We start from the raw sequence: 13,055 nt of genomic DNA, 5'->3' as shown, positions 1-13,055 counted from the left end.
AATTATGATAATTACAAGTGTATCTGATTTCAGAAAAGATATTAAATCTTATTTAGATAAAGTCGCTAAAAATTTCGAAACCTTAATTATTAATCGTGGTAAGGATTCTGGTATTGTAGTTATGTCTCTAGAAGAATATAATTCACTGATGGCAACTAACCACGAACTAACCTCAAGAAAAAACGAAATGCGTTTAGATGTTGCGATTGAGAAATTGAAAGGCGGAAAATCATTTTCCAAAGATCTAATCGAAGATTAAGATGAAATATACTTTTGTAGATGAATCTTGGGAAGATTATTTATACTGGCAAAAGACAGATAAAAAGAAGCTAAAGAGGATTAATGAACTACTAAAAGATATAGCTAGAAATCCTTTTAATGGAATTGGTAAACCAGAACCATTAAAACATAAATATTCTGGCTTTTGGTCCCGAAGAATTGATGATGAGCATAGGTTGATTTACAAATACCAAGAAAATGAGATTCTCATTGCTAAGTGTAGATTTCATTATGACTAAAAGTATTTGTACTACGCAAACTCCATTAAACTAATCAATATTATAACCAATTTAAGATACCCCATGCTAGGCCTCCAAACAACAATATACAAAGTTTCAGATATTGATAAAGCGACAGAATGGTATTCAAAAGCATTTGAAACTACTCCCTATTTCAACGAGCCCTATTATGTTGGTTTCAATATTCAAGGTTATGAGCTTGGACTTCAACCTGAAGAATCCGACTATCGAAAAAACGGAAAGTGTAGTTGCCTATTGGGGAGTAGAAAATATTCAAGAAACTTATGACCGACTCATTGGATTAGGAGCAATTGAAAATGAAAAGCCTTACAATGTTGGTGGAGAAATATTGACAGCGACAGTAAAAGATCCTTTTGGGAATATAGTTGGCTTGATTTATAATCCTTACTTTCAGCTAAAAGATTAAATAGTCCTTTTTGATCAACTGTTTCATCCTTACATTTAATATTTGCCCCATAAAAAAAGGGCTGAACAGTAGACTTACTATTCAACCCTTTTAAGTATAATTTATGCGCTACACTTATTTCACTTTAGTAAAATGGTAACGTAACGGCATTGTTTTTAAAGCTGGAGTATCGCCAAAAGTTTTATACATAGCATACGTATTTTGCAAGAAATCAGTTGGTTCGTAGTCACGGATTGTAACTTCTAAAATTTCTTCTCCATCCGTATCTGTGAACACTCGGAAGCCTACTTCTGCTTCGCGCTCCGTAGTTGTTGTTGCAGAGAAGTTTACGTTCACTAATGATTTTACCAATAACAATTGAACTCTTGCTGGTGGGAAACTTGCTACTTCTTGAAGTACCTCAGTTGCCTCACCTAAAGTCTCCAACGCGGAAGTTTTGAAATAATTTTTCAACACACCTGTCATGGATACCGTAAGACCATTTTGATCAAATGTTAATCTATCAGCAACCGTGTTGCTAGTTGGTAATAAAGCCAAATCATCGCCTGTCCAAGAACCATTCATTTTCCACCATTCAAGGTTTGACATAGTTTTGTATGCCCATTGACCAATCATTTTGTCGTAGATATTACCAAAAATACCAATGTTCGCTTTGTCGTAGTTACCTGCTTTCAAGATAAAAGGAACTTGTTTTAACTTTAACACTACTTGATCCTTGTTGTTCTCTTGTTTGATAAGGTTCAATTTGATTGTTCCTTTATTCTGACCGCTAGCAACAGTAATTACTTTGCTTCCAGCGAATTCAAAATGCACACCTTCTACTGCTGTTGATGTTGGGTCAACTTCCACTTCGAAAGACAAATCTTGTTCTGCTGCGTACGATCCTGTGATTTTGCTCAATTGGAAAGTCACATCTACAGAAGCTGTCATAATATAATTTGACTTGTCAAATGTGTATAATACAGCGTCATTAAGATCAGATGATAACGTTGCTTTAGCCAATCCAAGTGTACCAAAATTAATTGGTGAAAGGTTTACTTCAAAAGCTGCTTCGTCACTTAAGTCTTTCAAGAAAGTAACTACCACTGTTGCTTCTGTAGCTCCTTGCTCAAACGTAAACTGATCTGCTGAAAGCGTGTAATCAACACCTTCTACCAATCCACCAGCAACAGTAAAGTCTACATTTTGTGTACCTGTAGCAGGTACTGTAGATACCACTTTCAAAGTAGCTTGGTTGTTTAAATCAAGTTTAAGAATTCCGTTTGCAAAAGCCACTACAGGCAATTGAACACTTTCATCTTTCGAACACGAAGCAAAAAATGTCGCTACGGCTACAAATGCCATAATAATGGCTGAAAATTTAGTTTTCATAGTTATTAATTAATTATAGTTTATTGTATTCTTCACGTTGTTGATTTACCAGATCTCTTTCCGCAACTGATATTAAAGTTGGTGGAGGTATCACATATTGTCTAATAAATGCCTGCGAATGCGGTGGTACTTCATTCGGTTTTTCACATGCTGCTGCTGTCACAAAAACTGCAAAGACAGCTAAAATTTTATATGTCGTATTAAAATTCATATCCTTCATTTTGAATAAGTCCTGGAGTCAATTCCATATCAGTGCGAGGTAATGGGAATGTGTACATAAATTTCTTTGTGGTGTACTTCAATCCATTGTTAGACACCCAAAATTCGGGTCTTCCATTACGTTTTAACTCATAAAAACGGTCACCTTCTGCGTGAAGCTCTTTTCTTCTTTCATTCAGAATAGTAGCCATTAGTGGAGATAAAGTTTTGCCATTCACATCGACTTGAATTATCCCAGAAGTAGTCTCGTTTGGTAGCGATGCTAGCGTATAAGGTGTGAAATGGATCAAGCGGTTTTCACGTAGGTGATTAATCCATCTTAAAGCCTCCTCCGAATTATTCAAATGTGCATTTGCTTCCGCCAGCATCAATACAAATTCTGCGGAACGCAACTTACCCACTAGTAATTTTTGATTGATACGCTTGTTATTCGTAGTTAGCACATAACGAATATCATTGTATTCATCTTGGAAAGATTCGACAAACTCTTGGCTCAACGGTCTTTGCTTGATGATAGATTGGCTATTGGCAAATGAGATAGCAGTAGTAAAAGAATATAAATACGAGCGAATTAAGACATTACCAACCTTATTATTAGTTGATTGGATCATAGATAGGTATTCAGCACCGCGTACCAAAGGATAATCTTGTACAATCTCTTCAGAAAGTGTAATTACTTTATCCCATTGCTTAGTCCAAAAGAAATATTTTGTATAATATGCTTTTACCACATCATGCGTATAACGATAGATCTCATCCGACAACTGATACGTCAATGCTTTTTCAAAATCACTTTCAATAAGCGCTTTCACTGCTCCATAAGAAGCACGAACAGGGCGTTCTTCCATGTCAAAATCGACCACAATTGGCACGCCCAATTGTCCATCATCCTCAAACGGTTCGCAAAAATCGCGAAGCAAATGATAATAAGCAATCGAACGCATTGCGTAAGCTGTCCCCATTACAGTTTTTTCCTCAGCAGATTGTTGCGAAGGTAGATTACTGATGATAATATTCGCGTCGCGAATTAATTCATACAATCTTTGGTATCTGGCTTGTTTGTTATTCAAAGAACCGCCAATATACATTTGCAATGTACTTCCTCCCGATAAAGTCAATGTCGCATTGAAATTGTCCGTAATAGACTCCATAGTGACCAAATCAGAAGAACTTTCAAGCAATACATGATCCTCTCCGTTGTCAATACTATTTAAATGCCTGTGCAGAATAGATGAGAATTCTTCTGAAGTTTTTGGAATAGCTTTTCCATAAGTTTTGACTTCCAGATAGTTGTCACAGCTGCTAAATAACAACAGTGAAAAAGCTATTGCGTATATTTTTTTCATATTATAAACCAATATTAAGACCAAATGAAAACGAACGTGTCAGTGGATATACGGCTCCTGGAGTTTCAGGATCTATTCCATCGTAATTCGTGATTGTAAATAGATTTGATGTCGAAAAATTAAAGCCCATACTGCTTAATCTCATCTTTTTCACGAGCTCCTCACTCAGAGAGTAACCAATGTGAATTGAACCCACGCGCAAATATGAGATGTCTTTCAAGATCGATGCACGTGTAATTGTACTCAAGGTTGGATTTGTCAGATGGAAACCCAAAGGTGCCGCATAATGATCTATCAATCTCGGATAATCCGAGACAATAGGGTTATCTTGAAACCATACTTGTGTACGATCTTTCGGAACATTGAGGTGATGTAAGTACAAATCATTGTAACTCGTAGGAATTGGCTCACGCGTGTCTGATGAGGATGTAGAGATAGAGCCATAATTCGTTTGCGGATTGACTTCATCTATTATCTTACTGTTCAAAGTGAAATTACCACCAATGGATGCTGTCCATCGTTTGTAGCTAACAGATGTACTGAAACCACCAGTAATAGGCGCGTCCGAAGTGCCTACATAAAAAACATAATTAGCTGCGTCACGTAAATCTGCATTAGAAGTAATGACAGCATCTGGACGCAATTGATACGTATAGATTCCTGTTGCTGGGTCGATACCAATCACTTTTCCTGTAAATATACTATTCAATGGATAGCCTTCTTGTTGGCCAGCAGAAGTATTGGCAGTTCCTGTGGGTGTAGAGAATTTCAGTAATTTATTATGGTTGTGCGCTGCATTCACCGAAGCAGACCAGCTGAATTCTTTACTTTTAACAAGTTGTCCTTGCAAAGAGAATTCTATACCCGAGTTTTGAACTTTTGATGTATTGAATCTTTGTGATGTAAAACCCGTAGTTGACGGTACAGCTAATGCTGTCACCAAATCTGTGCTGGTACGTGTGTAATATTCAACTAAACCACTTAATCTATTTTTGAACAAACCAAAGTCTGCTGCGATTTTATAATCTTGTGTTTTTTCCCAACGCAAATTTTTATTTGGGGCATTGCCAATTACACCTATTCGGTAATAATCCTCGTATGTTTTACGGAAGGATGTCAAATAATCCATAATCAATTGAGGATAAACTTGGCGATTGACATTACCTGTATAACCCGTCGCGGCTTTTAGCGTAAATCGGTTTACAACTTCTTTAATTGGGGCAAAGAAATTTTCTTCATCTACATTCCACGAAAGACCAGCTGACCATGTCGGATTAAACTGTTGATCTGAACCAAAATTATTAGAACCATCTGTTCTTCCTGTCAAACTAAACGTATACTTACGTCCATAGTTGTAATCAGCAGAAAAGTAAAACGAAGCAAAAGCATCTTCTGTACGCGTTTGCCCAGATAAACCATCGACAATGGCTGCATAATTCACCAATTCATTGTAATCAATTAAATCATTACCTTTTGGTGGCACAGGCATAGCCGCATTTCCGGTCACTTCATCATAACCATAACGTTTAGAAATTACAGATTTTGCACGTTGTGATCGGATTTCTGAACCAACTAAAGCCGAAATACGGTTGTTGCCTTTCAAGAAGTTTCCAATTTCAAACTGTCCGCGCAACATGTAGCTGTTATTCAATGACGATGCTTGTGTAATTGAAGCGTATGTACGCGTAGACATATACCCGTCAAAGCTCAAACGATCGCGAAAAGCAGCATTCGAAGCTTTACCATTTATATTGTCCGATTGATTATTGGTGTAGGAATACGATCCCATTCCGGAGAAAGACAATAAATTGGAAATCTTATAGCGCAAATTGGTAGTAACTGTACCCGAATAATTGTTGGCAACACTATTCGTTTCGTTGACTTCACGTAAAATATTATAACCATTAGGCGGTATGAAAATGTCATAACCTCCCCCATTCGCTTCTTTCAAACTATAGAAAGTGCGGTCCGCGCGATAAGTACCATCAGGATTGTACGGGCTTTCGTAAGGATTCGCAAAATAAGCGTAACGAAACATGTTCTCAGTTGCAGCTGGAGCTTTTGATGTTTGTGACGTTAAATCCACATTAATTCCTATCTGCAATCTATCATTTGGTGTCAAATCAATTTTGGAAGATACATTGTAACGATCATGTAAGGTACGCTGAACCAAACCATTATTATTTCCATATCCTCCCGAAACATAATATCTACTACGTTCATTACCTCCCGAAAAACTGATGTTATGGCTTTGAGACCACGAATTTTGAAATAATTCATCAAACCAATCTGTAGTGTTTAATGTTGCATCTTGGAGAATAGCCTCTTGCTGATCCGAAGTAAGACCTGCAAATTCTCCTATTCCAGCACGCACCAATCCTACAAGACCTAGTTTTGGGAAATGTGTATTGTTCAAAAAGCCCTCTTTGGAATATCTCTCCCACAATTCCTTTTCCCAAGCTATTTTTTCGGCGGAATTCATCAACCCCAACGAACGTTGAGGTTTTGCATTCATCGAAAAATAATTGGAGTAGTTTGTTTGCATACGACCAGCTTTTCCACGCTTGGTAGTCACAACGATGACCCCACCCGCAGCACGAGAACCATAAATTGCCGCTGCGGAAGCATCCTTCAATACAGTTACGCTTTCAATATCGTTTGCATTAATTCCAGCTATACCACCTGAGAAGATCCCATTAAAATCCCCAGCTTTTATTTGCGAAGAACTAATTGTAGGAATATCTTTTTGCAAAGGCACTCCATCGACTACCCACAATGGTTCTGCATTACCCGTAATTGTATTTGTACCTCGGATACGAATTTGTGCAGATTCACCAGGGCGTCCAGATAGGGATTTAACACTCAAACCCGCAACTTTACCCTGAAGAAGCTTATCCACATTGAACAGTGGCTGATCCTTCAACAATTCTCCATCCACAACCGCTACGGATCCCGTAGTACGTCTGGTTGTACTTTGGTTGTAGCCCGTAACTACGACTTCTCCTACATTGATGTCGTAAGATTGCAGTCGAATGCGGAACGGTTTTTCATTCTGCGCAACAAATTCTTGGGTTATCATGGTAATAAATGAAACCTTGAATTTGTCTCCTTTTACGGTTGCTGCTTCGAAATAGCCATCGCTATTTGTCATTACTTGTTTTCCATTACCTAGCGTAATGGTCGCTCCGCCTATCGGATTACTATACTCATCCGTGACATAACCAGAAACTTTAAGCCGCTGATTAGCAGACTGCGCATAAATACCTGTAGGATTTAAAGTTAATGACGCTCCTAATGCTGATAATAACCAAAAATTAGGTATAAGAAATTTGTACTTAAATTTTCTTAACATTATTTATTTTAGGTGAAATAAAAAATAATTTGCTATTAAAGATTGGTAATACCAATCGCCTAAACCATGATCCTTTCCAGGCATAACCATCATATCAAAAAATTTATTGGCTTTGATCAACGCATTTGCTAAGCGAAATGTATGTGCTGGATGTACATTGGTATCGACATCACCAGTGATGAGCAACAATTTTCCTATCAGATTAGGCGCTAATTCTATTGCCGTCGGAATGTAGTTTGGCTTATTCGTTGTATTCACCCCATGGTAGGTTTCTCCCCACCATTGCGTGTAGATATTTGGATCATAATTGCCAGAAGCTGCAACCCCTACCTTGTAAAACTCAGGAGAAGACATCATAGCTGTAGCTGTCATAAAACCACCACCTGAATGCCCGAATATGCCAACTTTATTCAAATCAATATAAGATCTGTTTTTTGCCAAGTCTTCTATTGCCTTCTTATTATCCGCTAATGGATAGTCGCGCATATTGCCGTGGCTATAACTATGAAACTGAAGTCCTCTATACGGCGAAGATCCTCGAGATGGAATTTGAAGAATCAAAAAGCCTAAATCTGCAAAAGTTTGGTGCTGATTGTCATCAATGGAAAAAGATTGCGGAACAAAATCCTCCTGCGGACCTGGATAGACAGAAGAAATAATCGGATATTTCTTGTTGGGATCAAAGTCCGAAGGCTTATATAGTAACCCATACAATATAGTCGAATCATCAGCCGCTCTCAATTGAATTTGCTCAGGTGCAGACCATCCTGTAGCTTTTAACTTCTCCATATTAGCCTGACCAATAGTGGAAATTAATCTACCATTGACAGTACGAATTGCATAGGTGTTCGGCGTATTAATTGTAGAATATGTATTAAGAATGTATTTTTTATCCGTCGAAAACACAATTTGATTATCCGAAGGCTCAGGCGTTAAAAGGATTCCTTTTTCGTTATCTAAAAAAGCTTTTAAGTATTGTTTATAATACGGATTTACACCTTTTGAATATCCATAAACTTCTAAGAACAATTCTCTTTTTGTGGTATCAAGCTCAACAATCTTACTTACAACATAGTTACCTTTAGGCCCAATTTTGTTCAATAATTTTCCTGTATTATCATAAAGATAATATTGACCATACCCTGTTCGTTCTGACCAAAACAATATATCTTTATCGTTATTTAAGATTTTGACTGTGAATAATTGTTCATTAAGATGCGGGTAAGTCGATTCATTGATCAACACTTTAACTTGTCCTGAATTAAAGTCTAGACGACATAATTCTACTTTTTCATTGGAACGAGAGCGTCTTAGAAAGTAAGTGTAATTTGAATTCACACCCAAACGATCTCCCCATAAATAAGTTCTGCCATTGACCAATTGTCCAGCGAGAATAACGCGTTGGTCTTTTTCTTCGGTAACCTTAATGGTTCTAGCAACAAGACTTGCAGCACTCCAAATTTTGACATCATACCCTACCGTAGTCGAGTCCCCAGGCATTAGAAACTTGTATGATCGAATTGTTGGATGAGGATTAGAAAGACTATTAATTACAGCCATTTCGCCTATTTGTCTTTTATCTTCACGCCAAGAAATAATATTATTTCCAATCCAAACTGCACTCGTGCTTACAGGTTTTATTGTATCATTCTCAGCCGTGTTATTGCTATTGTAAGAGAAATAAGGTTCACCATCGCTAGATAGTTTATATTCTATATTCGATTTTATATCAAATAAATACACATTGTGACCTTTACCAAAAATATACTTCGTACTATCGCTATTAAATTTTTTCCAATAATCTGCTGAATTTGGTCTGTATGAATTTTTAACAGCAGACTTTTCCGGCTCAACTTGTTTTAATACTTTATCTCGTAAAGCGTAATCATAATTTTTGCCATTAAATCGAAACGATATCAATTCACGATTTTCATCAACTTCGTAGCTATATAGATTCCATTTATCCAAAATATCTTTGCTCGCAAAATTGCCATTTAATAAGGCTGATTTAATGGTGCTTTCAGAAGTCAACAATGTTTTGCGATTGCTTTTTAAGTCAATCTTATAGATAACTTTATCATCTCCCTCATCCCACAGATAATATGCCGCAGATTTTGTCCAATTGACATTGACCGAGCCGTTGAGAACAAGACTACTTGAAGCACCATACTTCGACTTTGGAAGCAAAGTTTGTCCCTGTAGCACAAATGCACTCAGGAATACAAATACAATGAAACTAGTTTTGAGCATATTCTTTAGCAATTAATAAAGCTTGGTAAGCATCTACTATACCTGGCGTAACAGCATATGCTGCTAAAGCACTCACAGTATTTTTATATGCAGATTGCTTTAAAATTTCCACAACTTGATAAGCTTTTAATTCGGGAAAAGCGCCCCATACCAGTGCTGCCACACCTGAAACAATTGGTGTTGCGAACGAAGTTCCATTCGCTGTTTTATATTGGTCAAAGGTTGCTGTAGAAGTTATTTTCTCCCCAGGAGCGAAAAAATCTACAGTCTCAGAACCAAAATTTGAAAATTTAGCTTTTGAACCATCAGGAGTTGATGCACCAATACGCAAGTAAGAATTGTATTTATATTTAATTTTTGCTGGTTTTATTGGATAACAATTTATAGTATCCAAATTTCTATTATCATTACCAGCAGCCTGTACTACAATTACATTTCTCTTCATAGCATAGGCTAATGCATCGGTTACCCATTCACTATTGGGAGAATAATATTTCCCAAAGCTCATATTGATAATATTTGCTCCATTATCCACAGCAAAGTGAATAGCTAAAGCAATATCTTTATCAAATTCATCTCCGTCAGGAACAGCACGCAATCCCATCAATTTGGCATTATCTGCCACACCGTTGATGCCAATTTCATTCGTGCGATTAGCCGCTATTAGACCGCCAACAAAAGTTCCGTGATAACTATTTGAGTCTATGAGAATAGGATTACCATAATTTTTATCGCGCAATGAGTTGATGTTATCACCAATATTGAATCTTGGATTGGATTGATCATCTAAACTTTTAATGCGTTTTTCTGCGATTTTGAATTCTTCAACTTGATAGGCATATAAATCTGACCATTTTGTTGTTTCTGCATAGCGGTAAGATGAACGCTTTGCTGCCTCAATATATTCTTGCGTAACCGAATCCGCTGATTTTAAATTAGCCAAATCCTTTATTGACAAACTTTGCTCATCTAATCCTTGCACTTTAATCGTTGAATCTGTCAGACGAAAAGCTTCATAGGTTAATTTGATTATTGGAAAGAAATTAAGATAGCCTTGAATTTTTGCATCTTTCTTTACCTGCAAAAAGTAATTGAATTCTGCAATATCTTTCTTCTTTTTCCAATCCGACAATTGTGTGTTTTCGTACTTAGGACGAAGTTTTTTGTATTCGCGAAAGGCTTCAGTACCTACTTTAGAAATAAGTTTGTTATCTGCAGTTCCAAGAAAATTCCATCCATGTGTGGCAGTTGCATTAGATTTTAAAGATCTCGGATTGATCCATAAATTATCTTTTAAATCTTCGTGATTGGTATCAAGGTCACCATCAATAACAGCAACAACAATAGGCTTTAAGCTTATGTTTTGATTTTTTAAGTAATCGTATGCTTCATTTGTGTTTACACCATAGTAACCTTGAGAAGAGTTTTGATGATGCCAATGAATATGTAATTTACTCTGCTGTGCGAAAGTTGATTCTGTACATAAAATCACCTGCACTATTAAAAATATTTTCAAAAAACGCATAATACCGCGAAAATATGTTAAATAATGCAGATATAAAATAACAAAACAGCAAAATAACGCATTTGTTACTTATAAGAATATAATATGCTAAATGATTAAATAAGTCTCGTACTAAATTTTTTTTGAATTTTTAAATCGTATTCAGACTAGATTTTTATATAGCTTCAATCAAAATATCCTTTAATTAAAATTCTTAATAGTTCTATCAAATAACTTATCTAAATTGACATTGTAATGAAAAACGATTATGACTGTACTCTGAAATATTTCTAATGAAAATGCCTTATTCAACGTTCACTAATAACATCGTTGAATAAGGCATAAAGTAAATTTTTGTTCGTCTAAGATTTATCTTAAGCTGGGCTCATTAAAAGTATTTCCCGCGTTAATATCGCCTGTTTCATAACCTTTTTTAAACCAATACATCCTTTGCTCAGAAGTACCATGCGTGAATGATTCCGGATTAGCATAGCCTTGAGATTTTTCTTGTATATGATCATCTCCAACAGCAGCAGCAGCTGTCATCCCATCTACGATATCTTGATATGTTATTTCAATACTGGTAAGTTTATTTACGTGATGTGCCCAAACTCCTGCATAAAAATCCGCTTGTAATTCAGTCATTACCGAAATTTTATTGTATTCACGTTCGCTCATTTTTGCCCGCATTGCATTTGTTTGGTCTAATACACCCGTTAAATTTTGAATATGATGTCCTACCTCATGCGCAATCACATAAGCTAATGCAAATTCACCTTTAGCTCCAAATTTAGTACTTAGTTCTTTATTGAAACTTAAATCCAAATAGACTGTTTGATCTGCGGGACAGTAAAATGGCCCATATTCAGCCCTCCCCACGCCACATCCTGCAGTTTCACTAACTTGAGAGTATACTGCCAATACAGGATCTGGATAACTTTTACCAGATTCTGTAAAAATATGTGACCATACTTCATTTGTGCTTGTAAGAACTACTTTTGAAAACTGCATCAAACGATCTTCCTCCGGGGTAGATACATATTCTCCCTGCGCTGTTGTCAATGCTCCACCCTGCATTTGTTCTAATAACTGTCCTGGATCTCCGCCCATGAAAAGACTTATCAAAAGGACAATTACACCGCCAACACCTCCTAAAGCTAATTTTTTACCGCCAGACATGCCACGTCTATCTTCGACTCTACCGCCTGTGCGACCACCTTGCCATTTCATAATTTTTATATTTGATTATTAGATTTATTGAATTTAACAAAATCCTTACCAATTACGACAATTACTTAAATAAAATTACAAATTGGTCATTATACTACTTATTTTGTATTTTTGGCTTTTTAATTAACCTATATGAGTTTAGAAAAACAACTTCAAGAAAGAAGCGGAAGCAAATGCGAATTGTGTACTAGTTCCTCTAATTTGAGTGTCTATGAAGTTCCTCCAGTGTCTATGGTAAATGTTGATAACAGTATTTATGTATGTCAAACTTGTAAATCTCAAATCGAAAAGACAGAACAAATTGATCCAGAGCATTGGAAAGTTTTGGGGGAAACTATGTGGTCTGAACATGCACCTGTTCAAGTGGTCGCTTGGAGAATATTAAGTAGATTGCGTAATGAAAGTTGGGCAATTGATAATCTTGATATATTATATTTAGATGAAGAAAACATAGAGTGGGCAAAGAAAACAGGCGATCATGAAGCAGAAGCTACCGTTGAATTTCATCAAGATTCTAATGGAACGCGCTTATACGAAGGTGACACAGTAGTGCTTATCAAAACTTTAGATGTAAAAGGGTCTTCGGTGAATGCTAAACTAGGAACTGTGGTAAAGAATATTAGACTTGACCCTAATAATACTGATTTTATTGAAGGAAAAATCGATGGACAAACAATCGTTATTCTTACAAAATATTTAAGAAAAGGATAATTAAGTTTTAGATTTTTAAGAAAACGGGATATGAAATTCATATCCCGTTTCTTGACTTTGGCTGTTTACTAGATATTTTAAAAAAAATGCGATGATTTTTGATTTATCGCATTTTTTTTATAACTTA

At 36.2% G+C, this 13,055-nt stretch carries 11 protein-coding genes; 4 read left to right on the top strand and 7 right to left on the bottom strand.

From position 1 onward, the window contains the following. The first annotated feature begins 4 nt into the window (after positions 1 to 4). The 3 genes from GOQ16_RS15210 to GOQ16_RS17695 all read left to right on the top strand — a co-directional run bounded on the left by GOQ16_RS15210 (position 5) and on the right by GOQ16_RS17695 (position 945). The gene (locus GOQ16_RS15210) at positions 5 to 259 is read left to right on the top strand and encodes a type II toxin-antitoxin system Phd/YefM family antitoxin (protein WP_160070071.1); all 255 of its coding nucleotides are present in this window, start codon (positions 5 to 7) and stop codon (positions 257 to 259) included. Position 260: 1 nt separating this feature from the next. After that, positions 261 to 518 (top strand): Txe/YoeB family addiction module toxin, encoded by a 258-nt coding sequence (locus GOQ16_RS15205; RefSeq protein WP_160070070.1) that lies wholly within the window; start codon positions 261 to 263, stop codon positions 516 to 518. A gap of 193 nt (positions 519 to 711) precedes the next feature. Continuing rightward, positions 712 to 945, top strand: a complete 234-nt coding sequence (locus tag GOQ16_RS17695; RefSeq protein ID WP_204987496.1) for a VOC family protein — start codon at positions 712 to 714, stop codon at positions 943 to 945. A gap of 114 nt (positions 946 to 1,059) precedes the next feature. Here the strand turns inward: GOQ16_RS17695 and GOQ16_RS15195 are convergent, their stop codons facing one another. The 7 genes from GOQ16_RS15195 to ypfJ form a co-directional block, all read right to left on the bottom strand. Continuing rightward, the gene (locus GOQ16_RS15195) at positions 1,060 to 2,316 is read right to left on the bottom strand and encodes a DUF4843 domain-containing protein (protein ID WP_160070069.1); all 1,257 of its coding nucleotides are present in this window, start codon (positions 2,314 to 2,316) and stop codon (positions 1,060 to 1,062) included. A 13-nt stretch (positions 2,317 to 2,329) separates the two neighbouring features. Beyond that, positions 2,330 to 2,527 (bottom strand): hypothetical protein, encoded by a 198-nt coding sequence (locus GOQ16_RS15190; protein WP_160070068.1) that lies wholly within the window; start codon positions 2,525 to 2,527, stop codon positions 2,330 to 2,332. Beyond that, positions 2,517 to 3,881: a RagB/SusD family nutrient uptake outer membrane protein gene (locus GOQ16_RS15185; RefSeq protein WP_160070067.1), complete on the bottom strand. Its 1,365-nt coding sequence runs from the start codon at positions 3,879 to 3,881 to the stop codon at positions 2,517 to 2,519. Before GOQ16_RS15185 ends, GOQ16_RS15190 begins: the two co-directional genes overlap by 11 nt. Position 3,882: 1 nt before the next feature. Beyond that, the gene (locus GOQ16_RS15180; protein WP_160070066.1) at positions 3,883 to 7,233 is read right to left on the bottom strand and encodes a SusC/RagA family TonB-linked outer membrane protein; all 3,351 of its coding nucleotides are present in this window, start codon (positions 7,231 to 7,233) and stop codon (positions 3,883 to 3,885) included. 3 nt (positions 7,234 to 7,236) lie between these two features. Beyond that, on the bottom strand, positions 7,237 to 9,483 hold the full coding sequence (locus tag GOQ16_RS15175; protein ID WP_160070065.1) for a S9 family peptidase: 2,247 nt from the start codon (positions 9,481 to 9,483) through the stop codon (positions 7,237 to 7,239). After that, positions 9,470 to 11,008: a S8 family serine peptidase gene (locus GOQ16_RS15170; RefSeq protein ID WP_160070064.1), complete on the bottom strand. Its 1,539-nt coding sequence runs from the start codon at positions 11,006 to 11,008 to the stop codon at positions 9,470 to 9,472. The genes GOQ16_RS15175 and GOQ16_RS15170 overlap by 14 nt, the downstream gene beginning before the upstream one ends. 348 nt (positions 11,009 to 11,356) lie before the next feature. Then, entirely contained in the window at positions 11,357 to 12,217 is an 861-nt protein-coding gene (gene ypfJ, locus GOQ16_RS15165; protein ID WP_160070063.1) for a KPN_02809 family neutral zinc metallopeptidase, read from the bottom strand. A gap of 132 nt (positions 12,218 to 12,349) precedes the next feature. Here ypfJ and GOQ16_RS15160 point away from each other — a divergent pair, with 132 nt between their 5' ends. Further along, a complete protein-coding gene (locus GOQ16_RS15160) occupies positions 12,350 to 12,928 on the top strand; it encodes a PhnA domain-containing protein (RefSeq protein ID WP_160070062.1) in 579 nt (192 codons plus the stop codon). The last annotated feature ends 127 nt before the right edge of the window (positions 12,929 to 13,055 follow it).

The sequence above is a fragment of the Sphingobacterium bovisgrunnientis genome, from assembly GCF_009829085.1.
GTDB lineage: Bacteria > Bacteroidota > Bacteroidia > Sphingobacteriales > Sphingobacteriaceae > Sphingobacterium > Sphingobacterium bovisgrunnientis.
This window is presented reverse-complemented; position numbering and strand designations above follow the sequence as displayed.